The following is a 25,026-nucleotide window of genomic DNA, read 5'->3' on the forward strand; positions in this document are numbered from 1 at the left end:
CGACCTTCGTTTCACTCGTCTTGCATACGCGCCCGTACGAACACGCCGTGTCCCTTCAGGTACGTGCTCGTCCACCCGCCCGCGGGGGGTGCATTGGGCGCGAGGATGCAGCTCGAGTCCTGACCGCAATTATCGAGCTTCCAGGCGGTCCATCCGACACCGTGCGCATTCATCCACTCGTGCCAGAGGCGGGCCTCGTCCAGGCATACTTGCCCGTCGGTCCCCCCGTCCGCGTGCGTGGCCCCCCACTCCGTCACGAACAGGGGCAAACCTTTGGCGCGCGCGCCGTCGGCCTTGCCGCGGAGCCCCGCGGTGTGGGTGCACGCATAGAAATGCAGCGTATAAAGAAGGTTCGTCCCTGCCACCGGCGACGCCGCGGCGCGGTCCACGTCCTGCGACCAGTTCGGCGTACCGAGCACGATCACGTTGTCCGGATCCTTCGCGCGGATCGCGGCGACCACGGCCTCGTGATACGGCTTCAGGGTGCTCTGCCAGTCGAGATCCAGCGGCTCGTTGAACGGCTCGTAGATCACGTTGGGTTTGTCGCCGTATTTCTCGGCCATCTCGCTGAAGAACTGGACGGCCTGGTCCTTGTGATTCTGCGCGTTGTGATCGTGCCAGTCGATGATCACGTACACGCCCGCGGCGATCGCATTGTCGACGATCTTCTCCACCTGGCTCTTCGCCTTGGCGGCGTTCGTCAGGTACGCCCCGTCGGGCTCGACGCCCATGGCGGCGCGGATCACGGTCGCGCGCCAGTTGTTCCGCATCCAGCGCAGGGCCTCGACGTTCTCGGCAAAGCCGTCATTCTCCCAGTTCAGCCACATGCTGCTCGGGCCCTTGAGCTGCACGCGCTCTCCATGCTCGTCGCGCAGCTCCGTGCCAGCCACCTCGAGCTGCCCATGGAGCTCGACCGGCGTCGGGCCCATGTCTCCCGCGCCGACGTCGTCGTCCGAGCCCATGTCTCTGGGATCGATGGTGGCCGAGGGGCTCGGGGCGCCCCCGGGATCACACCCCGCGGCGAGGAGCCCGCACGCGCCGAGGACCCACGCATATCGACTCACGGCTCCACCCCCCAGACGAGCGCGCCATTGTGATAGAGCGTGACCCGATCCCACTCCGTGAACGTGGTCTTCGTCGGATCGAACGAATAGTCGTTCGTCTCGTCGTACGTCGCGTAATCCATCTTGTTGTAGCGCGCCTGGATCTCACCGCTCTGCTCGCCGGGCCCGAGCATGTCCGCGCCGGTGAACGTCACCTCGAGGTAATGGTCGGCGTTCGCGCCCGACGTCGTCAGGAACGCGCCCGACACCTTCCCACAGCCGACGAACGCATAATCGCAGTGAAACACCTCGGTCTGCGATCCGTTCGGCTCCAGCGTGTAGTAATAACGAATCGTCAGCTCGGCGAGCGGCACGGCGGTGTCGCCCCCGTTCACGATGTTGAAATGAGGCTTGATCTCGTTGTTCGTCGCGTTCGTGTCCGACGCCTTGTACCGAACGTACACGCCGGTCGGAGGCGGGCCGCCCGCGCCCGAGCTGCTCACGCTCGAACTGCTGGAGCTCGAGCTGCTGGAGCTGCTCGCGCTGCTCGAACTCGAACTGCTTGCACTCGAGCTGCTCGCGCTCGAACTGCTGGAGCTGCTCGCGCCTCCTGCCCCGCCCGGGCCGCCGCCGCCCGGCCCTCCCGGACCGACGCTGCTGCTCGCGCCGCCCGCTCCGGGCTCGAGGCCGCTCCTGTCCGGATCGACCCCATAAGCGCAGGCCGCCAGCAGCGCGGCGACCGAAACGAGGATCCCCATCCTCGCGGACGACACATCGAAGCCTCTCGTTCGCATCATGAGCTCCCTCTCCTCGTCCCGAGCAAACACGCGCCGGCGGGACCGAGGCATCGTCAATGCCATATCATGGTCGTCTCAAAAGATCGACGCCGCCCGCCGCGTCGAAGCGACCTTGACGCTCGGCGAAAAATGCGGGTAGCGTCGAGGTGAAACGAATTCGATGGCCCTGAAAGATTCCTCGATGACACGATTGCGATGGCCCCGCCGGCAGTTTCTGGCCGCGACGCTGTTCGCCCCGCTCGGGGCCGCGTGCTCCGGGCGTCGCGGCGCGCGGCCCGATCCCGCCGGGGTCCTCACCGTGTCGACCGAGCAGCAGGCCTCCTGGGTGCGCAACTTCAATCCCCTGCTCGCGCCGGGGAACATCCGCTGGCCCACGCGCGCCGGAATCTACGAGCCCCTCTTCATCTACGACACCATCAACGGAAAACTCGTCCCGTGGCTGTCGACCGGCGCCACCTGGAGCCCCGACAAACGGACGCTCCATTGCCCCCTCCGCCCCGGCGTCACCTGGTCCGACGGCCAGCCCTTCACGGCCGAAGACGTCGTGTTCACGTTCGAGATCCTTGCGCGCCACAAGGCGCTCGATCTCTTCGGCGTCTGGTCCTTCCTCGACGACGTCCGCGCCGCGGATCCGCTCACCGTGGTGTTCTCCCTGAAAAAGCGATACGTCCCGGGGCTCGTTTACCTCGGCCACCAGCCCATCGTGCCGCGGCACGTGTGGAGGGACGTGCCCGACCCCGTCACGTTCACGAACGAGCGCCCCGTGGCCACCGGGCCGTTCACCGAAATCACCGTCTTTCAAAATCAGGTCTACGAGCTCGGTCGAAACCCGACGTACTGGCAGCCGGGCAAGCCCGCGCTCCGCGGGCTCCGGTTCCCCGCGTATCCCGGCAACGATCAGGCGACGCTCGCGCTCCTCCACGACGAGGTGGACTGGGCCGGCAACTTCGTGCCCGACGTCGAGCGGATCTTCGTCGCGAAGGATCCGGCGCACCACCATTACTGGTTCCCGCTCGTCGGCGGGACCGTCATGTTGTATCCGAACGCCGCGCGCGCCCCGCTCTCGGACGAGCGCGTGCGCAAGGCGATCAGCATGTCGATCGATCGCGCCCTGCTCGCGAAGGTCGCGATGTACGGCTATACCCGCCCCGCGGACGCGACCGGCCTGCACGACGGATACGCGCGTTTTCGCAGCCCCGAGGCCGCGGCGGCCGGCGACTGGATCACGCGCGACATGGATCGCGCCGGGCGACTGCTCGACGAGTCCGGATATCCGCGCCGCGCCGATGGCCTGCGCGCCTCGGCCGACGGCGCTCCTCTCACGCTCGACGTCCACGTCGTCACGGGCTGGTCCGACTGGATCCGCGCCGCGCAGATCATCGCCCAGGGCTTGCGCGCGCTCGGCGTCACCTCGGCGGCGCGCGCCTACGACTTCAGCGCGTTCTTCGAGAAGCTCCAGAAAGGCGCGTTCGACCTCTCGCTCGGCTGGTCCTCGGACGAGCCAACGCCGTATCATTTTTATCGGGATCTCATGGGCACGGCGACCCTCCGGCCCCTCGGCGAGCCCGCCGCGCGCAACTGGCACAGGTTCGGCAGCGAGGAGGCCGACGCCCTGCTCGCGGAATTCGAGGGGGCATCCGACGAGGGCGAAGAGATGCGCCTCTCGCACGCGCTCGAGCGCCTGTTCGCCGCGCGCGCGCCGGTGCTCCCGCTGTTCCCGAACCCGTCCTGGGCTGCGTTCAATACGCGCCATTTCGAGGGTTTTCCGAGCGCGCGGGATCCGTACGCCAAACCCTCGCCGTACAGCGCGCCGGAGTGCTTGCTCGTCCTCACGCGGCTCCGGCCGCGGGGGGCGTGAGGACGAAAGGTTGAGAGGAGAAGGACGCGTGCGATACCTCCTGCGACAGCTCGGCCTCTACGTCCTCGCGGCCTGGGCCTCGCTCACGCTCAATTTCATCGTCCCGCGCCTCGCGCCCGGCGATCCCGCCTCCGCGATGTTCGCGCGGTACAAGGGACAGCTCCAGCCCGAGGCGCTCGCGGCTTTGCGCGAGGCGTTCGGCTTCACGGGCGGCCCCTTGCACGAGCAATACGCGGCGTACCTCGCGCACCTCTTCCGCGGCGACCTCGGCGTATCGGTCGCGTACTTTCCGGCCAAGGTCACGGACGTCCTCGCGATGGGGCTCGGCTGGACGGCGCTGCTCACGGGTTCGTCCGTGGTCGTCGCGTTCGCCCTGGGATCGCTGCTCGGCGTCGTCGCCGCGTGGCGCCGGGGCTCTGCCTTCGATGCGACGCTGCCGCCGCTGCTCGTGTTCCTCGGCGCGTTTCCTTATTTCTGGCTCGCGATGATGCTGCTTTATGGCTTCGGCTTCACGCTCGACGCCCTGCCGCTGCGTCACGCGTACGAAGACACGCTCGCGCCTTCGCTGAGCTTCGCGTTCGTCGCGAGCGTCGCCGAGCACCTTCTCTTGCCGGCGACCTCGATCGTCCTCGCGAGCGTGGGCGGCTGGATGCTCTCCATGCGCAGCTCGATGATCGGCGTCCTCGCCGAGGATTACGTCACGATGGCGCACGCGAAGGGACTGTCGCCCCTCCGGATCATGTTCCATTATGCGGCGCGCAACGCGCTCTTGCCGAACGTCACCGGCTTCGGCATGGCGCTCGGGTTCGTCCTCGGCGGGTCTCTGCTCACCGAGATCGTCTTCTCGTACCCGGGCCAGGGTTATCTCCTCGTGCAGGCCGTTCGCAGCCAGGACTATCCGCTGATGCAGGGCATCTTCCTGACGATCACCATGGCCGTGCTCGCCGCGAACTTCCTGGTGGACGTGCTTTACGTATGGCTCGACCCGCGGACGCGCGGTCGTTAGGGGCTCGGGAGCGCGCACGATGACGAACACGAAGATCCCTCGAAAGGCCATGGTGGGCCTCGTGATCCTCGGGGTGTTTTTCCTGATGGCGATCGTCGGGCCCCTCGCCGCGCCCTACGATCCATCAGCGTTCGTCGACGTCCCGCTGCAACCGCCCTCCCGCGCGCACCTGCTCGGCACCACGGGGCAAGGGCAGGACGTTTGGTCTCAAACGATCGCGGGCGCCCGGACGTCGCTTCTCGTCGGCTTCGCGGCCGGGCTCGTGATGACCTCGGTCGGCGCGATCGTCGGCGCGATTGCGGGCACGTTCGGCGGGCTCGTCGACGACGCGCTCTCGCTCCTGACGAACGTCTCCCTCGTCATCCCCGGGTTGCCCCTGGCCGTGGTCCTCGCGGCGTACCTGCCCGCGGGCACGAAGGCCCTCCTCGTCGTGCTCGTCGCGACGGGCTGGGCCTGGAACGCGCGCGTCGTCCGCTCGCAGGTACTCTCGCTCCGCAACAAGGATTTCGTCGCGGCGGCGATCGTCACGGGCGAAAGCAGGCTCCACATCGTCTTTCGCGAGATCCTGCCCAACATGACGTCGGTCCTCGCGTCGTGCTTCATCAGCGCGACGGTGTACGCGATCGGCGCGCAGGTCGGGCTCGAGTTTCTGGGGCTCGGCGACATGAGCGTCGTGACGTGGGGGACGAACCTTTACTGGGCCAGCAACGACGCCGCGCTCCTCCTCGGCGCGTGGTGGACGCTCCTGCCGACGGGGCTCTCCGTCGCGCTCGTCGGCACCGCGCTCGTCCTCGTGAGCTTCTCCCTCGACGAGATCACAAACCCGCGCCTGCGCGCCGCGGCGGCCTCGGCCCGCGTCCTCGCCGCCCGTGGCATCCGCCCGGGCGCGTCGACCCCGGTCGTGAGGGATCATGCCTAGCGCGCCCCTCCTTTCGGTCGAAGATCTCGTCGTCGAGTACCAGACGCCCTCGGGCCCGGTGCGCGCCGTCGACGCCGTCTCGTTCGTGCTCGAGCGCGGCGAGGTGCTCGGCCTCGTGGGCGAGTCGGGCAGCGGCAAATCGACCGTCGCGCAGGCGCTCGCGAGGATCCTCGGCCCGCCCGCGATCATCACGGGCGGCCGCGTGCTCTTCGAGGGCAACGACGTCCTCGCGATGACCGAGGACGAGCTGCGCCGCTTTCGCTGGCGCAAGATGTCCTTCGTCCTTCAGAGCGCCATGAACGCGCTCTCGCCCGTCCTGACGATTGGGGATCAAATCATCGACGTCCTCGTCACGCACGAGCGGACGACCACGCGCGCCGCGCGCGAGCGTGCAGCGCACCTGCTCGAGCTCGTCGGCATCGACCCCGCGCGGCTCGCGAGTCATCCGCACGAGCTCTCGGGCGGCATGCGTCAACGCGTTGGCATCGCCCTCGCGCTCGCCCTCGATCCGCCGCTCGTGATCATGGACGAGCCGACGACGGCGCTCGACGTGGTGGTCCAGCACGAGGTGCTCTCGAAGATCGCCGAGCTCAAGGAGAAGCTCGGCTTGTCGGTCCTCTTCATCACGCACGACATGTCGATCGTGTCGCAGTTCGCGACGCGCATCGGCGTGCTCTACGCGGGGCGGCTCGTCGAGATGGCGCCCACGCGCGAGCTCTTCCGCGCGCCACGTCATCCGTACACGAAGGGCCTGCTCGGCTCGTTCGTCTCCATCCACGGCCCGCGCCGCAGGCTCGCCGGCATCCCGGGCTCTCCGCCCGATCTGCGTCGTTTGCCTGCGGGCTGCGCCTTCCGCGCGCGTTGCGCCGAGGCCACGGATCGGTGCGCGACGGAAGCGCCCGTGCTGCGCGTGATCGCCGAGGACCACCCCACCGCTTGCCACCTCGTGTCCCCATGAGCGAGCCCGATCGAACGCCCCCGCTCCTCGAAGCGCAGCACCTCGGCAAGCTCTACCGCGTCGGAGGATGGCTGCGCCCGAAGCACCTCCGCGCCTTGCACGACGCCTCCTTCACGCTCGGCCATCGCGAGATCGTCGCGCTCGTCGGCGAATCGGGCAGCGGCAAGAGCACGATCGCGCGGCTCTGCGTGCGGCTGGAAGCGCCGACGAGCGGGCGCATCCTCCTCGACGGCCGCGACGTCCTCCGCGAGGAGCGCGGCCGCGCGACGCTCGCATATCGCCGCCGCGTGCAGATGATCTTCCAGGACCCGTTCGGCTCGCTGAACCCCGCGCGCACCATCGGCCAGCACCTCGAACGCCCGCTCCGCCTGCACGGCAAGGCGAAAACGCGCGCCGATCTCTCCGCCCGCGTCCATGCCTTGCTCGACACGGTGGGCCTCGTCCCCGCGCCCGAGGTCGCCGCGAAATACCCGCAGGAGCTCTCCGGCGGGCAGCGCCAACGCGTCGCCATCGCGCGCGCCCTCGCCGTGGAGCCCGATCTCATCCTCGCGGACGAACCCGTGAGCATGCTCGACGTGTCGATCCGCGCGGACATCCTCAACCTGATGCTCGACCTCAAGGAGAGGCGCGGCATCTCGTTCCTGTACATCACGCACGACCTCGCGAGCGCGCGCTACGTCGCGGATCGAATGATGGTCATGTACGCGGGCCACATCGTGGAATCGGGGCCGAGCGACGCGATCTTGCAAAGCCCGCAGCACCCGTACACGAAGCTCTTGCTCTCGGCGGTCCCCGACCTCGAAGGCTCGTTCCGCCGCGAGCTACCGGCGCGATCCGGCGCGCCCGCGCTCGTCGACTCGCCGCCGGGATGCCCTTTCGCCGCGCGTTGCCCGGACGTCACCGATGTTTGTCGGCGCGAAACCCCGCGCCCCGTCGCGCTCGACGAGGGGCGCGTCGTCCGCTGTCACCTGTACCCCGAGCCCTCTCGGACCCGAAGCGAGTAAACCCAGCGAGGCACCATGTCCAAGTACGTTTTTCCTGACAATTTCGTGTGGGGTACGGCCACGAGCTCGTACCAGATCGAGGGCGCGGCCCACGAGGACGGCCGCGGCGAGTCCATCTGGGACCGGTTCTCGAAGACCCCGGGCAAGGTGAACGACGGCTCGAACGGCGACGTCGCGTGCGACCATTACCATCGCTACGGCGACGACGTCGCGCTCATGAAGAACCTCGGCGTGCACGCCTATCGCTTCTCGGTGGCGTGGCCGCGCGTCTTGCCGAAGGGCCGCGGCGAGGTGAACGCGAAGGGGCTCGACTTCTACGATCGGCTCGTCGACGCGCTCCTCGCGGCGGGCATCGATCCGTTCGTCACGCTCTACCACTGGGATCTCCCGCAAGCGCTGCAGGACGAGGGCGGGTGGGCGAACCGCGCGACGGCCGAGGCGTTCGTCACGTACGCCGACGTCGTCAGCCGGCGCCTCGGCGATCGCGTCAAGAAGTGGATCACGCACAACGAGCCCTGGTGCGCGGCCCTGCTCAGCAACCAGATCGGCCTGCATGCGCCGGGGCTCCGCGATTTCCGCACCGCGCTCTCCGTGAGCCACCACCTGCTCCTCTCGCACGGCCTCGCGGTGCCCGTCCTGCGCAAGAACAGCCCCGGCGCCGAGGTCGGCATCACGCTGAACTTCGCGCCCACGTTCCCCGCGTCGCGCAGCGCGGCGGATCTCGACGCGGCGAGGCACCATGACGGCTACTTCAATCGCTGGTTCCTCGATCCGCTCTTCGGCCGCCACTATCCGGCCGACATGGTCGCCGATTACATCGCGGCCGGGCACCTGCCCCCCGAAGGTTTTTCGGATGTGCGCCCCGGGGACCTCGCGGCCATCGCCACCCCCTGCGATTTCCTCGGCGTCAACTACTATAACCGCACGGTCGCGCGCAGCGACAAGGTGCCCGAGGAGCAGAACCTCCCGCAGACCGTGCACCTCGCGCCGCGCGAGGAGTGGACCGAGATGGGGTGGGAAGTCTATCCGGACGCGCTCCGCCAGCTCTTGACGCGCCTGCACCTCGAATACGGGCCGGCGAAGCTCTACGTCACGGAGAACGGCGCCAGTTATTCGGACGGGCCCGACGCCGAGGGGCGCGTGCGGGACGAGCGGCGGACGCGCTTCTTGCGCGACCACTTCATCGCGGCGCGCCGCGCGATGGACGCCGGCGTGCCGCTCGCGGGGTATTTCGTGTGGTCGCTGCTCGACAACTTCGAGTGGGATCGCGGCTACACGCAGCGCTTCGGCATCGTGTGGGTGGACTACACGACGCAGAAGCGCATCCCGAAGGACAGCGCGCTCTGGTTCCGCGACGTCATCGCGGCGAACGCCGTCGAGGATTGAGAGGGGTTCTTGCATCGACCGCATCGCGGTCGATGCATGGAGGTCCAGGGCTGGCCCTGGTTCGGGTCCAGGGGCGAAGAGCCCCTGGTCGGGTCCGGGGTGAAACCCCGGCGCCACGCTGTGGAAACGCTCTCAGGGATTTTGCAGCGCTGACTTCACGACCTGCCCTGCCGCGCTCGGATCGCCGTTCCAGTTGACGATGAGCGACGGGAAGGCGCAGTCCTTCGCGTACCAAGCCCAACCCGTCCAGGACAAGCCGCGCTGCTTCGCGTACTCGAGGAGCTGGCTCGTGTAGTTCGTCGAGCAATCGAAGCTGCCGAACTCCGTGATGAAGATGGGATCGGTCGCCGCGAGGTAGCCGAACTTCTGCTCCCACGTCCCCGGCTGCTTGTTCTCGAAATCGTAGGGGTGCGTGACATACACGATGTTGCTGCCCTGAACGCGGTTCTGCGCCACGCCCGAGAGATCGAAGGCCCAGTCGAGACCCCCGACGAGGACGAGGTTTTGCGCGCCCGTGGCCCGGACCGTGTCGTAGAGCTGCTGCATGCCCACGGCCTGGAAGCCCTCGCCGCTGTCGCCGCCGTTCCGCCACACCGACCAGGAGACGTCCCGCGGCTCGTTGTAGAGCTCGAAGAGCACCCGGCCGTCGTTCTTGTATTTCTCGGCCACGGATTGCCAGAACTTCACGGAGTTCTGATCGGCCATCCGCTGCTGCTTCGTGTCCCAGTTGTTCATGTCCCCACGATCCGACCAGTGCAGATCGAGGATGACGTCGAGCCCGGCCTGGTGCGCCCACTGGATGGCCTGGTCGATGTTCTGCTGGTATTGCCCGTCGTAACGGACGTGCCCCGGCAGCCAGAACCCCTGATTCAAGGAGAGGCGCGTGACGTTCGCGCCCCAGCCCTTGATCTTCTGGAAATCCGCGAGCGAGATGTTCTCGCCTTGCGGCGTCCATTCGTGCGAGGGCCGGGCGAGCCCGCGGAACACGTGGACGCTTCCATTCTCGTCGTAAATCTTGTTCCCCTGGACGTAGTACCCGCCCGGGGTCACGGGCGGCGCGCCGCCGCTGCCGCCCGTGCCGGAGGCGGAGGAGCTGCCGGAGCTCGACGACCCCGGCCCGCTCCCTCCCGACGCGCCCGCGCCGCCCGTGCCGCCCGCGCCGGGCGTGGAGCCGCCCATGCCCATGGAGGCCTGGGCGCCGCCCTGGCCGCCCTCACCGCCCGTGGGGCTCGACGTCTGGCCGACGTCGCACCCAGCCGCCCCGAGCGAGATCGCGAAGAGCGACAAACCGAGAAACACGAAGCCGCGTCGTGATTGCATGGTTTCCCTCACTCGTAGAAGGCGATGTCGTCAACCCAGATGTCGAACGTCGTGTTCTGGCCCGACTGGAAGTGGACGTAATAAAGCGCGTCCTTCTTGATCGCCGTCAGGTTCTGCTTCGACCAGTTCACGGTCTTGAGCTCCGCGAAGCTGAACTTGAACTCCTGCCAGTCGGCCGTGAGCGTGACGTTCGCGCCGAAGTCGTCGCTGCACGTCATGCCGCAGTTGTTGGCCTCGGGCGTCGTCTGCGAGTCGCCGACGTTGAAGCGCACGGCGCCCGTCCCCGACCCGACCTTGGCCCAGAACTGAATGCCCGCGAACTGCGACGCATTGTACGCCTTCTTCGCCACGCCGTCGTTGTTGAGGTCGAACCCGAAGCCGGCGCCCCACGTCGTGAAGCCGTTTCCTTTCGTGTTCGCCCCGTACATGCTCGATCCGCGCGCGGGTGACAGCGCGGTCATCTCGAAGGGATCCCCCACGATCGGCGTCTGCGTCGCGCCGGCCGTCTCGTCATTGTACGTGTACCAGGCGCCCAGCAAGCCCGCGTTCGAAATGATGGATCCGTTCTGGTCCTCCATGTCGTCGATGAGCGTCAGCTTTGTCCCGCTGCCACCGCCGCCAGGGCCACCGCCGCCCGGACCACCGCCGCCCGGGCCGGGGCCGGGGCCGCCGCCGCCGCTCGCGCCCGCGCCGCCCGAGCCGGGATTCGTCGCGCCCTCGTCGCACGCGGCGGCGGAGACCACGAGCAAGCCCATCACGACGACGAAAAGAGCACGATTCTTGTTGACGAATTTCATGGGTGCACCGGACCTTTCGGGGGGAGCGGAGTGCGGAGCCGCTCGCAAGGAATGGGATCATCGTAGCGGAGCCGCGGCGCGACCACCATGCGTCGCGCGCGGTTCCGTTTTCGCTTCATTCGTTCGAGAAAATTAGATTCGACCTTTTTCATCGAGGAATGCGGCGACCCAGGCGAGCGGCGCATTCCAGTTGATGGTGATCTCGTTCAAGGCCCAGGCCTCGATGTGGTCGATGAAGCACTTCTGCGGCGCGCAGCCAGCGAGCCCCGCGGCCTGACCATACGGATCCTCGAGCCCCGAGTTCGGGCCGCCCGAGACCGCGCCGGGCGGCGCCACCGGGAACTTCCCGTCGACCTGGTTCGCCCAGAATCGATGGTGCGGGTTCTTGAGCGGATTCGACCCGTACCCGGTCACGTACGACTGCACCATCGGGTTCTTGCCGAGCAGATAGTCCATCCCCTCGACCGCGCCGCCGAGGTACTTCGGTTTGCTCGTGAAATCGTGCGCGAGCGAGAGGATGACGATGTTGTTGAGCACGCACGAGTTCGAGCCCCAGGGGTACTTGCGCGACCCACCGGCCTTGAAGGGCAAACGATACCCCTCGGCGTCGACCAGGCCGAGGTACGTGTCCGCGGCCGCGACGACGCTCGATCGCATGGCGGCGACGAGATCCTTGTCGAGCTTGTTCGGCACGACGGCGAGCGAAATGGTGCCGAGCGCCTGCGTCATCTGCCACGTCATGGATGTCGACGCGCCGCCGGCCGTGCCCGCGCCCGTCTGCGGGACGGACATGTAATGCTTCGACTTGGTGAGGGCCGTCTGGTACTCGTCCTTGCCCGTCGTGATGAAGAGCTCGGCCGCGGCCCAGTAGAACTCGTCGCTCACGTCGATGTCGTCGTACGGACCGCCGCCCTGGTTGTCGCTCGCCGGCGCGTATACCGCCGGGTTCGCCTTTGCCGCGGCCCAGGCCTTCTCCGCGGCGCCGAGGGCCTTCGCCGAGAACGCCGGATCGAGCGTCTTCCAGATCCGCGCCGCCTGCGCCGCGTTTGCCGCGAGGTTCAAGGTCGCCGCGGTGCTCGGCGGGCGCAAGAAGCGCTTCATGTTGGCCTCGTGCGGCGCGAGCCCGAGCCCGGTCCATTTCTCGTCGTGGACCTTGTGGTGCACCATGCCCGCGCGCGGCTGGCCGTCCGGCACCTGCATCTTGAGCATCCATTCGAGCTCGTAACGGGCCTCGTCGAGGATGTCCGGGACCCCGTTCTTGTTCTCGGGGATCGCGAGCTTGCCGTCGCCGAACTCCGCCGAGCTCGTGCCGAGGTGCTTCGCCCGCTCGTACTGCGCGAGCATCGTCCAGACCGAGATGCCCCCGTTGACCACGTATTTGCCGTGATCTCCCGCGTCGTACCAGCCGCCGGAGACATCGAGCGAATACGAGCAGCCCGTCCCCGGCGCGCACGGCACGCTCTTGTCGCTCGTGTGACCGGCGGGTCGCGTCCATTTCTCCTCGCCCGCGTAAGGCATCGTGATCGGCATGCCGCTGCGGTTGTGATAGAAATACGCGAGCGCGTCGTACTTGACCTTCCCGTAGAGATCCTTCCGGACGTCGAACGGAAAGCTCGTCTCGCCCTCGACGCGCAGCTCGTACTTGTCGCCGGGCTTCGCGAACGACGTGAAATCCACGACGTGGATGTGCTCGCCGGACGCGGGATCATCGCCGAAGACCGCCGTCGTGCCCTTGGCGACCGACTCCTTGCCCTCCTTGACGATCTCCCACGCGAGCGGCTTGTTCGGCGCGGCCTTCACGATCGCCTTCTTCACGAGCCCCGGGAAGTAGCCGATCTGGTTGACTCGCACCTTCGGCAATTTCACCTGCGGCGGCGGGGGCGGCGCCTTGAACTCGGGGTCGTCCAGACGAACATCGTCCAGACAAACCGTCACGCCCCCCTCGGCGGCGAGGCCTCCGCCCATGTGAAAGGCGAGCTCCGCCGTCGGATCGTCGCCATGGCCCATGACGAACGCGCCCTCGAAGCGCTGCGGCTTCGTCTTCAGCTCGATCGTGCTCGACCAGTACTCGGCATAAGGCGGCCCTGCCATGCCCACCTTGGGGCGCACGCGCGTGGATTTGCTCGCCCAGGCCTTGAAGCGGACGGTGTACGTGTGGCCGCGCTTGACGACCATCTCGCGATGGCGGACCTGCGCGTCCCAGGGGTTCGCCCCTTTATCGTCGATCTTGAGGCAAAACGCGCCGTTCTCGACCAGCGCCTTGCCCGTCGCGGGCGCGCTGAACGACGTGGTCCACGGCAGGCTCGTGCCGTCCTCGAAATCGCTGTTCTTGAGCAGGTTGTTGCCGCCTTGCGGCGCCACCTGCGGCCCGTTCGCCACGGGCGCAGCGCCCGGATCGCCGGGCGCGTTCGGGTCCTGCGACGCCGCGCCGGGCGCGCAGCTCGAGAGCACGAGCGCCGCGAGAAGAGTGCACGATGAGGTGGGGTTGCGCATGACAAACCTCGCCGAAGGTCCCCGCGTCACGGACAGCCGGTGAACTGGATGTCGTCGATGTAAATGTCGTAGTCGGCCCCGGGCGTGTTCACCTGCCACTGGACGCCGTACATCTTCGAGCTCTCGCTCGCGGCGGGGCGCGGCTGGCCCCACCCGGCCTGCTGCTGCGCCGCGCTGAACAGGACGACGTACTTGGTCCACGTCGTCGTGAGCTGAATATCCATGCCGAAGTCGTTGAAGCACTCCGTGCAGACCTTGCCCTCCGGATCCGTGTTCACGTCCGGCAATTTGATGCGCACGTTGCCCGCCGAGTTTTCGCCGCGCTTCGCCCAGAACGAGATGCCCTTGTACTGCGAGACGTCGAAGGGCGCCTTCGGATCGACGAAGTTGAAGCCCATGCCCGCGAAGACCGTGCCCGATCCGCCGACCTTGCCGTTCATGCGCGCCGAGCTCTGCGAGCCGTTCGCGCCGCCGGGGCTCATCGAGAACGTGCCGCCGAGCGCGCCCGCCTGCGGCGTGATCGTCGAGCCAGCCTTGTCGGCGAACGTGTACCAGTAGCCGCCGCGGCCCTTGTGCATCGCGACCTGGTTGTTGTTGTCCTCGCCGTCGTCGAGCAATCCATCAGCCGGACAAACCTTGGCCTCCGGCGAATTCTCGAGGTCCGCGCCGGTGCCCGCGCCGGTGCCCGCGCCCCCACCACCGCCCGGCGGGCGAGGAATGCATCCGGAGATCGCCGGCACGAACGCGCAGAGCGCGACGAAGGCCCCCACCGTGTACGAGATCGCCTTGTTCATGTTCGTTTTCACCACCAGATCGAGGCCTGCAGCCGGATGACGTTGAGATCGGGGCGGGTCGCCGGCGCGCCGCGCGTCCCCGGATCCTGGTTCGTCGTCGTCGCGCCGAATCCGTCGGGGAGCGTGGGCGCCGCCGGCGGCTGCGTGCAGAGGAGCGGGAAGGCCGGATCGCACTCCCGCTGATTGAAGAAGTACCGCGAATACTGGAGGGTGATCTCCTCGTGCGCGAGCCAGTCCGACCGGAAGACGATCCGCGGCGAGAGGATCGCGAACGATTGCTCGGGGATCTTCGAGTTCGGCTGCAAGCGGTCGAAGCGCAGGCCGAGCCCGAGCCACGATTTGATGCGGCCGTTGAGGTCGAAGCCGTACTTGAACTTCCGGACGCCATCCATGTCGGGGTCTTCGCTCGAGATGAAGTTCGCCATGGTGAAGGCCGCGAGCTTGAGGTCGGGCCCCTCGCCCCAGTACCGCTGCCCCGGCGTCTTCATGTTCGAGAGGATGTTGGCGATGCTGAGCTCGTATTGCGCGAGCAGCGTGTTCACCGCGCCGTTGCCGTTGCTCTGGGGGGTCGCGTCGTCGAGGTAGTTGCTCGTGATGCCGAGCGCGAACTCACCGCCGCCGTTCGCGTGGATCACTTCGACCGCGGGGCCGACGACGCGCGCGTTCTCCGCGGAGACGCGGGAAAACCCTGCATAAAGATAACCGTACATGTTCGCGTCGACGCGCACGTCCGCGCCGATCACGCTCATGTTGCCGTTCGGTACGTTCGTCAGCGCCGAGCCGGGCCGATCCTCTTCTTGCGCCCAGGTGTAGAAATGGTGCGCCGAGACGTCGACCGTCTTCTTCCAGCTCACGCCGGCGTGCAGGTGGTTCACGAGCGTGAAGCGGGCGTCGTTGTAAATGCTCGGGTTCGGGCGCCGCACGCCGAAGCCCTGCTCGCCCCACAACGTCCAGTCGCCGACGTCGATCTCCATACGGAGCGTCTCGCCCAGGGTGTGCGTGCGGCCGAAGAGGAACGTGTCGTAATACCCGGCATCGTACCGGCCCGCCATTCCATACCGACCCCAGAAGCTGCCGACCTTCGCCTCCAGCCGGACGTTCGTCCACGGCAGCTCCGGCGTGATCGTGACCCAGCCCTGCGCAATGCCGAACTGCGCGAGGTTCTCCTTCCACGCGGCGTCCGTGAAATTGAAGGCGAGGATGCCCGCCGTGGCCTTGGCCCACCCCTTCGAGTAGCTGAAGTAGAGCTCGGCCCAGTCGCGCGCCTGGTGGCCGCTGTATTGCCAGTTCAGGTATTGATCGTCCGGCACGACGGGCGCGTGCAAGGTGGTCCGGCTCTGATCCGGCAGGGGATTGTCGCGGGCGCCGATGCCGATCCGCATCGGCGCGCGGAAGTAACCGTGGAACTCGAAGCCCTCGGACTTGTCGCCGCCCTTGCCCCCGGAAATGCCCGAGACCGCGGGGCTCGAGTTACCAAAGGCCGGCGGAGGGCCCTGCGGCGTCTGGACATCGGGGGCGGCCGGCTTCTGGGATGACTGCGCGGGCTTCGCGGGCGCGGCCTGCGCGGAGCCACCCGCGCTCGTATTCGACATCTGCACGGGCGGGGCGTCCTCCTCGGCAGGCTTCGGATCCCCCTGCGCGAGCGCCTGCATGGGCGCGAGCACACCACAGAGCAGAATGGTCAACGACGACAAACGCATCGGAGTTCCTCTCCTTACCCCCGAAACAATCTTTGAACACCCGGCCGATCAGAAGCCGTGTGAATACCCAAACGTGGCGCCGAGCGCGGTGCCCGAGGCGCCGAAGAGCTGAATCACCCGGAGCTCCGCGATGGGCCCCGTATTCGGCTGGATCGCGTACATCGCGCCCCCGCCCGCCGCGATGAAGGCGAGCCCCGACTTCTTCCACGCGTCGAGGACCAGCCTCTTGTCCGCAATGAAGTCCTGCTGCGTATTGTACACCGTGACCTCGACGGAGGCGTCGACCTGCGCGAGACCACCGCCGAGCGTCAAGAAGGGCCGAAAGCCCGCCCTGGCGAACGGATCGGAGCCGAACCAGTAGGCCGCCCGCGCCTCGGCGTGAATGGGAACGAACGCCGCGCCGCCCGGCGCCTGCGGCCCGCCACGGAACACGAACCCGGCGCGCAGCCCGGCCGTGATGTTTTTCCCGAAAACCCGCTCGTATCCCACGAAGATCCGCGTCGTCGCGGCCGTGAGGCCCCCGGCGAGCTCGCCGCCGGACTTGTCGTACGGAATGGCCTCGTAGAAAACGTCCCCCGAAAAACACGCATACTCGTTGCCGCCGGAACACGTGTTCGTCGTGCCCGAAAGCCCGAGGAAATCCTGTTGCACGCCGAGGGTCACCCAGTTCTTCTTCGCGACCGACGGCGTCTCCGGGGGTTTGTCGCAGGGCTCCCCCTCCGGGCAAGTCTTTTCCTCGCCCGGCTTGGGACACCCGAGGAGCCCCGGCGGGCAATCCGCCGCCTCGGAGCACTTCGCGGGCGGCGCCTGCCCAGGCAGCGAAGGCGACGCGCCCTCGATCTGGAGCTTGATCTCCACGCTCAGCGGCTCTTTGCGAGTGCCGGCGAAGGCGACGACGTTGTTGTCCTTGTCGAAAGCCTGAATGAAATACTTGAGTTGCCCGGTCACGCTCCCGACGTCGAGGCAGGGGACCTCCGTTCCATACCCCTTCTGCACCTTCGACATCTCGAGCGTCTTCCACGCCGAGGCGCCGAACGGCCGATACTGGAGCACGACCTTCACGGCCTCCACGCCCTCGGGCAGCTCCGTATAAAGAGGCACCGGCGTCATCACCGCCTGCTCGGTCGGGGGCGTGTGCACGAGATCGCCCTGCGCAGGCGCGGCGGGCATGGGGTTCGGCGGCGGAGTCGGAGCAGGTTCGGGCGTGCCACCACCACCACCACCGCCGGCCGCCGCCTTCGCATCTTTGAAGACGGCCTCGATCTCCTCGGAGGTGAGATCCGGGTCGAGCGTGATCTCGGGATCAGCTTTGAGCGCGGCGACGAACTCGGCCTTGCCGTCCTCGACCTTGTTCATGCCGCCGGCATAAACGACGCCGAGGTCCCGGTGCAGCCGCGCCACGACTTTGTTCGAACAGGATTTCGGACCACAGAGCGTGAGCGCCTGCTTGAGCTTCTTTTCAGCCTCGGCGAATTTCGTTCCGAGGTAATCCGCCTCGATAGCTTTCTTCGCCAGGTCGAGGGCGGCTGCGTCATTCGGTTCCGCGCTCGCCACCTGCCCGGTCGCGACGATGAGGTGGAACAAGGCGACGGACGCGATGCGCGGGAGCGCGCCGGAGAAGCGGCGGTTCATCAATCAGGTATACTACTCGATAACCGGTAACTCTCGCAACCATCAATGCGGGTCGACCGCAAAAAAAATGGACGAGGTACGGCGATCATTCGGCGGAGCGGGGGTTTTACACGTATCCAAAAGTTTTACCTCGGGTGCGGATGAAACCCCCGGTCGGTCTCCTCGTTATGTTACTTGGGCGGGGGCGGGGGCGGGATGTCGAAGATGTCCCAGGCCGGCGTCAGGTTGCTGGTTTTTGCATCCTGGTTCCAGATGTAGACGGCAGGGTACGTCTCGTAGTTGCCCTGCGCGTCGCGCACGATGGCCGTCATGTAGAGCTGCGACGAGCGCGTGTCCGGCGGGCTGTACTGGTTCGGCGGGACGATGAACGCGCCCGGATAATCCCGCGCCGAAGAGAAGATGAGCCAGTAATACGTCTTGCCATTCGGCACGCCCGAGAGCACCGTGGGCGACCATTTGGCCCAGCTATTGATGATGCCCGGGCTCGTCTGGTTGGTGCAAGCCGGCGGGTCGTTCGCCGCGAGGCGGATCGGCGTCCCGCCGCCCGACGGGATGACGTACACCTCGCCGTCCGGTCGATAGTAGATCTTCCCGCTCGTGTTTCCGGCGCGGTTGTACGCGATGAGCTTGTCGTCCGCGGAGAACGACGGGTAATACTCGGACACACCCGGCGTCGCCGCACCCTGGACCGGCGCGACGGCGCCGCCCTGGCGGTTGTTGTAGGGGACCGTCTTGATGTCCGTCTCGACGTTGTCGGCAATGCGGCCGTCCTGCGATTTTCCTGCCGACGTGTAGACGATGGTCTGGCCGTCGTGGCTCCAATTCGGGGCGACGATGCCCTGCGACTCGCCCGATGTCTGGAGGAAACCCCACGCCGAGCCCACCAGGCCCTTGATGGACTCGTTCGTCGGGCCACTCTGCCCCTCGGTCCAGGGAATGGTCGCGTTCGTCTCGAGGTCGAACCACGCGAGCCGGTCGGAGCCGTAGCCGGCGCTATCGGTGAAGCCGATGTCCACGTTCCGGTTCGCGTACGGCGTGATCGCGATACGATTGCCGTCGCCCCAGATCGCCTTGGAGAACGTCATCATCCCGAGCCACGGCTGGCTCAAGAGCCGCTGTGCGCCCGGGCTGAAATAGGCCGGCACCTCGCCCGCCTTGCCCTCCTCGATGCCACTGACGACGTTGTTCCAGGGCCAGTGATCGGTGTATCCGACGGCCTTGCCATCGGGCGTCGAGACGTGGCAGCCGATGCACTGCACGCGCCCCTGGGGGACGCCCTTCGGATCGGTGTACTTGCCGCGCAGCTCGCGCCCGCCCTCGGAGAGGATGTTGCCCTGCTGGACCTGCGGGACCGTCAGCGCGTCGATCGTGGTCTCGTCGCCGACATAGAAACCGACGAGCTTGCTCGTCGTCGGCGTGACGTCGGACGACGTCGAGGCCCAGTACACCATCGAGCCGCCCGCGGTGACGGGCGCGATCGTGAATGTGCCCGTGGCGCCCGTCGGTGTGCCGGGGCTCTGCGAGTTCACCCCGCGGATGGTCACTTTGATCTCTTGATCGATGGCGCCGCCCTTGACGCCGATGGCCTCCCAGATCTCCTTCGGCATGGACCAGATCGGGCTCGCCGAGTAGGCGACGAGCTCGTTCGTCTGGTTCGGCGCCTTGAGGCGGATCTCGAAGAGGTTCTCGTTGTTCGCGGGTTTGACGCGGAACCGGACGCGCAGCCAGTTTGCCGGGAACAACGCGCCGGGTTTGCCCGCGTCTCCGAGGTGCGGCTCGACGATGCAGAGCCCCGGCGTGTAATTGTCGGGCGCGCCGAAGAGCTCGGGCGCGTTCGCGGGAGCATTCCCGTCGAAGATCGGATCCGCGGGGAAATCGTCGCAGTTCGCCTGGCAGTTCGCGCTCACGATCACGTCGCCGCCGACTGGACTGCCCCCCGCCGCGCCCATCCCGCTCGTGGGGTTGAAGATGTCGCCGCCGTTTCCACCCTGACCTGCGCCGCCCGATGCGCCCGCGCCGCCCGTACCCCCCGTCTTCTCACCCCCGCCGCCCGCGGAACAGCCGACGGCCATGACGACGCCCACGATGAAGGATGCCCCTATGAACCGCATCGCTCGCCTCCTCTATATATAAAGATCGAGATCAGGATCGAAGAGTCTCACGGAGAGCCTGTCGGCTCCACGAGTTTTTTTGCGAATCCGAGCGCCGCGCCCCATTCCCAGGGACGGAGAAAAAATCCATCCGAGCGACACGCACGGCGCCGAGCGAACAGGGAACCGTGAGCGAAACGCGACACGCCCGTTGCGCCCGAAGCTCGAATCGCACTACACGAGGAGGATGGCCCTTCGTCTTCATGTTCTCCGCTGGATCGCGACTGCGGCGCTCCTCTGTGCGTGTATCCCGAGGCCGCAAGGGGCCGCGATTGACGCGCCAGGAAGCGCCGCGTCAATCGCGCCGGGTGAAAACCCATTCAAACAAGGACGCCTTTACATCGACCCAGCGTCTTCCGCAAGGAGACAGATAGAGGAGTGGCGCGATTCTCGTCCCGGGGACGCGGGGATGATCGAAAAAATCGCCCGTGAGCCGCAGGCCTTTTGGTTCGGCGACTGGAACCAGGACGTGACAGCGGACGTGGACGCGCGCATGTCGGAGATCGACCGGGCGGGGGCGACGGCGCTCCTCGTCGCATACGACATTCCGAACCGGGACTGCGGCAATCACTCGGCGGGCGGAGCCTCGGCCGCGGAGGGATACAAGACGTGGATCCGGGCGTTCGCCCGGGGGATCGGCGCGCGGCGGGCGGCCGTGATTCTGGAGCCGGACGCGCTCGGGCTCTTGAAAGACTGTCTCACGCCCGAGCAACAAGAGGAGCGGCTCGCGCTCCTCGCCGACGCGGTGACCGTCCTCGGGCAGAGCGGCTCGGCCTCTGTGTACATCGACGCGGGCAACGCGAAATGGCAGCCGCCGCCCGTGATGGCCGAGCGCCTGCGCGCCGCGGGGATCGAAAAGGCGCGCGGGTTCGCGCTGAACGTCTCCAATTTCGTGACCACCGAGGAGAGCGTCGCGTACGGCAAGCAAATTTCAGCGTTGCTCTCCGGCAAGCCGTTCGTGGTCGACACGAGCCGGAACGGGAACGGGCCGACGAAGGAGCTACAATGGTGCAACCCCGATGGACGCGCGCTCGGCAAGCCGCCGACGGCCGAGACGGGGGATCCGCTCGTGGACGCCTTTCTGTGGATCAAGCTGCCCGGCGAATCGGACGGGGCCTGCAACGGCGGCCCTCGCGCCGGCACGTGGTGGCCCGAGTATGCGCTCGGGCTCGCGCAGCGCGCCAAACCCTGAGCGTCGTTTTTCAGAGACAAGCGGCCGATCCTCCACGTAGCATCTCGGCATGACCGACCTCTACGCGGCGCCGGCGAGCGCCGAGTCCGCGCCGTCGAATGCAAAGAGGCGGCACCCGATGCTGTGGGTGCCTTCGCTCTACGTCGCGATGGGCACGCCGATGATCACGGTCTCCGTGGTCGCGGCCATCATGTACAAGAACCTCGGCCTCTCGAATACGGACATCACGCTCTACACGAGCTCGATGTACCTGCCGTGGGTGATCAAGCCGCTCTGGTCGCCCCTGGTGGATATGTTCAGGACCAAGCGCTTTTTTGTACTGTGCATGGAATTCATCATGATGGTCACGCTCGGCTGCGTGGCGCTTTCGCTCTCGCTCCCGGGTTATCTCGGCCCGACGCTCGCCTTTTTCTGGATCACGGGGTTTGCCTCGGCGACGCAGGACATCGCCGGGGACGGCGTCTACATCAGCTCGACGTCGGAGACCGAACAGGCGCAATACGTCGGTGTCCAGGGGATCGCCTGGAACATCGGCCGTATCATCGCCTCCGGCCTGCTCGTGACGTTCACGGGCTGGCTCCATGACAAGCTCGGGCTCGACTGGGCGAAAACGTGGATGGTCGTGATGGGCGTGCTCTCGGCGATCATGGGCATCGCCGGCGCCTGGCACCTGAATGTGATGCCCACCGGCGGCACGGCAAGGGACGCGCCGACCAGCGTGAGTGACGCGGTGAAGACGTTCGTGGACGCATGGACGACGTTCTTCCAGAAGAAGAACATCCTGATGATGCTGCTCGTCGTCTTCTTTTATCGCTTCGGCGAGGGGTTCATCGAAAAGATGGGGCCTCTGTTCATGCTCGACGAACGCAACGTGGGGGGCCTCGGGCTCAACAACGAGGCGCTCGGCAACATGGGCTCGCTCGGCACGGCGGGCTTCATGGGCGGCGCGCTGCTCGGCGGTGTTTTTTGCGCGAAATTCGGCCTCAAACGCTCCTTCGTGCTGCTCGCGTTCATTCTCAATGTCCCGCACTTCACGTATTTCTATTTGAGCCACGCGCTCCCCGACAACCTCCAGATCATCACGGCCATCGTGACGCTCGAGAAGTTCGGGTATGGGTTCGGCTCGGTCGGGCACATGCTTTACATGATGCAGCAGGTCGCGCCCGGACCGTACAAGACCGCCCACTATGCCTTCGCGACCGGCATCATGGGCCTCAGCATGATGTTGACGGGGATGATCAGCGGGCCCATCCAGGCGGCTGTGGGCCACACGCACTTCTTCACGATCGCGCTCTTCGCGTCCGTGCCGCCCGTGCTCTTCGCGTTCCTCGCGCCCTTCAAGGCGGCCTCCAACGACTCCAAGGACGCCGCCGTCCCCGCAGGGCATTGAGCCCACCCCACGCCCCACACGCTGAAAAACCTAACGCGTCACGCCCCCGCGCGCTGAAGCGAGAGCGTCACCGGCCCGGCGGACACATCTCCGCAGGTGAGCGTGAGCTCGTCGCAGGCCGAAATGCTCAGGTCGACGACGACGTCCTTGCTGCGGCGGAAGGCGGACGAGCTGTTCGGCACCACGAAAATCAGCGTCTCCATCGGTTCCCCGTCGCATTCGAGTGCGTCTTCCAGGGCGAACCCGCTTATGACCTCGTTCCCGGACGCCTGATGAAGCTCCACGAAAATGCTCGGGGACGTGCTGCCCTCGGGGCACGTGTACACGACCGGAATGCCGAGCAGCGCTCCATTCAGGAACTGGGCCTTCAGGCCCATCTCGATCGAGAGCCCCTCCATCGCGTGCGCCGTCCTCGGCATGAGCGGCAGCGCCGTCCCCGCGAGCCAAAGAACCGCCCCGATCGTGCGAAGCATCTGTTTCATGTTCCTTCCCCCGCCATTGGGTATTCGGATCGGCGCCCTCGAACGCAAGACACCTCCACGAAATCAGGTGGCCGCCGGATGCCCGAGAGGCGCGTTTCGGACAACCGCCGGGGGGGCGCCTCCCTGCTCCGGACGGCCCGCGGGATCCTTTGTTCCGGACAATCCCTCGCCCTGCAAGGCCTTCCGGGATGGACGCGAGGGCGAAAATCGGTATTGCGCAAAGGGGAAATGGTCACGCGGATATCCACCGAGGCGTCGACCTCCGGGCGGGCGTCGGAATGCTGCCCGGCGCCAGGGACGCCCCTGCCCGCGGGCGCCTTCGTTCCGGACAGCCGCTCGGGCGCCGTCCGAGGCGCGAGTTCTCCGATTGAAGCACGGCGCCCCTTTGGCTACGTTCTCCGACGACCGTGCCGGCGGAGAGCCCGCGCGGATGCGCGGACGAGCATGATGCGCCGGGCCGATCGCTCGGCTTTCCTGCGATGGATGGAGGATGAAATGGGCCAGGTGGTGATGGACCGAGGAGCGGGGAGCGTTGCGGGGAGCGGTCCGGGCGCCAATGGACACGCGGCGACGAAGATCCGGAGCTACGCGCCCGCCACGGGCGAGCTCCTCGGCGAGGTGAAGGTCACCTCCGCCGACGAGGTCAAGCGCGCCGTCGAGCGAGCGCGGCGCGCGCAGGAGGCCTGGGGCGCGTTGCCCGTCGAGGAGCGCTGCGAGCGCGTGCTCCGCTTCCGCGACGCCATCGTCGACCGCGTCGACGAGATCGTGGACCTCCTCGTGCGCGAGTGCGGAAAACCCCGCCACGAGGCCCTGCTCCACGAGGTGATGGTCGCCGCCGACCTCGCGACCTTCTTCGCCAAGGCCGCGCCGCGCGTGCTCGCGCCGCACGAGGTCAAGCTGCACCTGATGAAGCACCGCCGGAGCTTCATCCACTACAAGCCCCGCGGCGTCGTGGCCGTGATCTCGCCCTGGAACTACCCGTTCCAGCTCCCGCTCCGCGACGCGATCATCGCGCTGCTCGCGGGCAACGCCGTCGTGATCAAGCCAAGCGAGGTCACGCCGCTCATCGCGCTGAAGGCCAAGGAGGTCTGGGACAGCGCAGGCCTGCCCGAGGATCTCCTGCAGGTCGTCCCCGGCTTCGGCCCGACGGGCGCGGCGCTGATCGAGTCCCAGCCCGATTTCGTGATCCTCACGGGCAGCGTCGCCACGGGCCGCAGGGTCGCCGCCGCGTGTGGCGAGCGGCTCATCCCGTGCGTGATGGAGCTCGGCGGCAAGGCGCCGCTCATCGCCTGCGCGGACGCCGACGTCGAGCGCACCGCGCGCGCCATCGTGTTCGGCGGCTTCTCGAACGCGGGCCAGGTCTGCGTCTCCGTCGAGCGCGTCTACGCACACCGCGAGGTGCACGACAAGCTGCTCGATCGCGTCGTCGAGCTGACGAAGGAGCTGCGCCAGGGCGATCCGAGCGCCGAGTTCGTCGACGTCGGCGCGATCATCTTCCCGCACCAGATCGACGTGGCCGAGAAGCACATCGCGGACGCGGTGCAGAAGGGCGCCACGGTGCGCGCAGGCGGCAAGCGGCGCGAGGGGCCGGGGCAGTTCTTCGAGCCGACCGTGATCGACGGCTGCAACCACCAGATGACCGTGATGACCGAGGAGATCTTCGGGCCGATCGTGCCGTTCATGCGCGTCTCGACCGAGGAGGAGGCCCTACGCCTCGCGAACGACTCGCACCTCGGTTTGAACGCATACGTCTTCTCGCGCGACCGTGATCACGCGACGCGTCTCGCCGAGCGCGTCGAGGCGGGCAGCGTGCTCGTGAACGACGTGCTGACGAACGGTGGCACGCCCGACACGCCCTTCGGCGGCATCAAGGCAAGCGGCTTCGGCCGTGCCATGGGCGAGGAAGGGCTGCGCGAGATGTGCAACATCAAGAACGTCAGCGTCGAGCGTGTCGGCACGGGCAGCAAGGACCCGCTCTGGTTCCCCTACACGGCCCAAAGTTATGGCTGGTTCCGCAAAGGGCTCCGGGCGCTCTTCTCTGGCGGCGGACTCTTGCAGCGCATTGGCGAGATCCTGTAATCAGGTGGCACTCGGGGGGCGGTGGA

20 protein-coding genes are annotated in these 25,026 nt (G+C 67.2%); 10 read left to right on the forward strand and 10 right to left on the reverse strand.

Annotated features, from left to right (window positions below; all coding sequences use genetic code 11):
- Positions 1–11: 11 nt before the first annotated feature.
- Positions 12–1,064 carry a glycoside hydrolase family 5 protein gene (locus QHF85_RS37330; protein WP_281332185.1) on the reverse strand — a complete coding sequence of 351 codons (1,053 nt, stop codon included), beginning with the start codon at positions 1,062–1,064 and terminating at the stop codon, positions 12–14.
- A complete protein-coding gene (locus QHF85_RS37335; protein WP_281332186.1) occupies positions 1,061–1,507 on the reverse strand; it encodes a cellulose binding domain-containing protein in 447 nt (148 codons plus the stop codon). Before QHF85_RS37335 ends, QHF85_RS37330 begins: the two co-directional genes overlap by 4 nt.
- On the opposite strand from QHF85_RS37335, the gene QHF85_RS37340 reads away from it, so the two are divergent.
- From QHF85_RS37340 to QHF85_RS37370, 7 genes are all read left to right on the forward strand, one after another.
- Positions 1,479–1,757 (forward strand): hypothetical protein, encoded by a 279-nt coding sequence (locus QHF85_RS37340; protein ID WP_281332187.1) that lies wholly within the window; start codon positions 1,479–1,481, stop codon positions 1,755–1,757. The genes QHF85_RS37335 and QHF85_RS37340 overlap by 29 nt on opposite strands.
- Positions 1,758–2,021: 264 nt before the next feature.
- The gene (locus QHF85_RS37345) at positions 2,022–3,698 is read left to right on the forward strand and encodes an ABC transporter substrate-binding protein (protein WP_281332188.1); all 1,677 of its coding nucleotides are present in this window, start codon (positions 2,022–2,024) and stop codon (positions 3,696–3,698) included.
- A 28-nt stretch (positions 3,699–3,726) separates the two neighbouring features.
- Positions 3,727–4,704, forward strand: coding sequence for an ABC transporter permease (locus QHF85_RS37350; RefSeq protein WP_281332189.1), 978 nt, complete (start codon positions 3,727–3,729; stop codon positions 4,702–4,704).
- A 19-nt stretch (positions 4,705–4,723) separates the two neighbouring features.
- Entirely contained in the window at positions 4,724–5,623 is a 900-nt protein-coding gene (locus tag QHF85_RS37355; RefSeq protein WP_281332190.1) for an ABC transporter permease, read from the forward strand.
- Positions 5,616–6,581 carry an ABC transporter ATP-binding protein gene (locus tag QHF85_RS37360; RefSeq protein ID WP_281332191.1) on the forward strand — a complete coding sequence of 322 codons (966 nt, stop codon included), beginning with the start codon at positions 5,616–5,618 and terminating at the stop codon, positions 6,579–6,581. The genes QHF85_RS37355 and QHF85_RS37360 overlap by 8 nt, the downstream gene beginning before the upstream one ends.
- The gene (locus QHF85_RS37365) at positions 6,578–7,585 is read left to right on the forward strand and encodes an ABC transporter ATP-binding protein (RefSeq protein WP_281332192.1); all 1,008 of its coding nucleotides are present in this window, start codon (positions 6,578–6,580) and stop codon (positions 7,583–7,585) included. The genes QHF85_RS37360 and QHF85_RS37365 overlap by 4 nt, the downstream gene beginning before the upstream one ends.
- Before the next feature lie 15 nt (positions 7,586–7,600).
- Positions 7,601–8,971 carry a GH1 family beta-glucosidase gene (locus tag QHF85_RS37370; protein ID WP_281332193.1) on the forward strand — a complete coding sequence of 457 codons (1,371 nt, stop codon included), beginning with the start codon at positions 7,601–7,603 and terminating at the stop codon, positions 8,969–8,971.
- Between the two features lie 132 nt (positions 8,972–9,103).
- Here QHF85_RS37370 and QHF85_RS37375 read toward each other — a convergent pair whose 3' ends face one another.
- From QHF85_RS37375 to QHF85_RS37405, 7 genes are all read right to left on the reverse strand, one after another.
- On the reverse strand, positions 9,104–10,291 hold the full coding sequence (locus QHF85_RS37375) for a glycoside hydrolase family 5 protein (protein WP_281332194.1): 1,188 nt from the start codon (positions 10,289–10,291) through the stop codon (positions 9,104–9,106).
- A gap of 8 nt (positions 10,292–10,299) precedes the next feature.
- Positions 10,300–11,088 (reverse strand): carbohydrate binding domain-containing protein, encoded by a 789-nt coding sequence (locus QHF85_RS37380; RefSeq protein ID WP_281332195.1) that lies wholly within the window; start codon positions 11,086–11,088, stop codon positions 10,300–10,302.
- A gap of 132 nt (positions 11,089–11,220) precedes the next feature.
- On the reverse strand, positions 11,221–13,581 hold the full coding sequence (locus QHF85_RS37385) for a glycoside hydrolase family 9 protein (RefSeq protein WP_281332196.1): 2,361 nt from the start codon (positions 13,579–13,581) through the stop codon (positions 11,221–11,223).
- A gap of 26 nt (positions 13,582–13,607) precedes the next feature.
- Entirely contained in the window at positions 13,608–14,375 is a 768-nt protein-coding gene (locus QHF85_RS37390) for a carbohydrate binding domain-containing protein (protein WP_281332197.1), read from the reverse strand.
- A gap of 8 nt (positions 14,376–14,383) precedes the next feature.
- On the reverse strand, positions 14,384–16,075 hold the full coding sequence (locus QHF85_RS37395) for a hypothetical protein (RefSeq protein ID WP_281332198.1): 1,692 nt from the start codon (positions 16,073–16,075) through the stop codon (positions 14,384–14,386).
- A gap of 48 nt (positions 16,076–16,123) precedes the next feature.
- Entirely contained in the window at positions 16,124–17,707 is a 1,584-nt protein-coding gene (locus tag QHF85_RS37400) for a hypothetical protein (RefSeq protein WP_281332199.1), read from the reverse strand.
- A gap of 170 nt (positions 17,708–17,877) precedes the next feature.
- Positions 17,878–19,818 (reverse strand): hypothetical protein, encoded by a 1,941-nt coding sequence (locus QHF85_RS37405; protein ID WP_281332200.1) that lies wholly within the window; start codon positions 19,816–19,818, stop codon positions 17,878–17,880.
- Between the two features lie 448 nt (positions 19,819–20,266).
- Here QHF85_RS37405 and QHF85_RS37410 point away from each other — a divergent pair, with 448 nt between their 5' ends.
- Together QHF85_RS37410 and QHF85_RS37415 are read left to right on the forward strand one after the other, a co-directional pair.
- Entirely contained in the window at positions 20,267–21,049 is a 783-nt protein-coding gene (locus tag QHF85_RS37410) for a glycoside hydrolase family 6 protein (protein ID WP_348652792.1), read from the forward strand.
- A gap of 49 nt (positions 21,050–21,098) precedes the next feature.
- Entirely contained in the window at positions 21,099–22,439 is a 1,341-nt protein-coding gene (locus tag QHF85_RS37415; RefSeq protein ID WP_281332202.1) for an MFS transporter, read from the forward strand.
- A 38-nt stretch (positions 22,440–22,477) separates the two neighbouring features.
- Here QHF85_RS37415 and QHF85_RS37420 read toward each other — a convergent pair whose 3' ends face one another.
- Complete coding sequence (locus tag QHF85_RS37420; protein WP_281332203.1) at positions 22,478–22,921, reverse strand: hypothetical protein; 444 nt, start codon at positions 22,919–22,921, stop codon at positions 22,478–22,480.
- A 444-nt stretch (positions 22,922–23,365) separates the two neighbouring features.
- Between QHF85_RS37420 and QHF85_RS37425 the strand changes: the two genes are divergently transcribed.
- Positions 23,366–25,000: an aldehyde dehydrogenase family protein gene (locus QHF85_RS37425; RefSeq protein ID WP_281332204.1), complete on the forward strand. Its 1,635-nt coding sequence runs from the start codon at positions 23,366–23,368 to the stop codon at positions 24,998–25,000.
- Positions 25,001–25,026 lie beyond the last annotated feature (26 nt).

Source organism: Polyangium sp. 6x1, from assembly GCF_029946515.1.
In the GTDB taxonomy this organism is placed as follows: Bacteria; Myxococcota_A; Polyangia; order Polyangiales; family Polyangiaceae; genus Polyangium.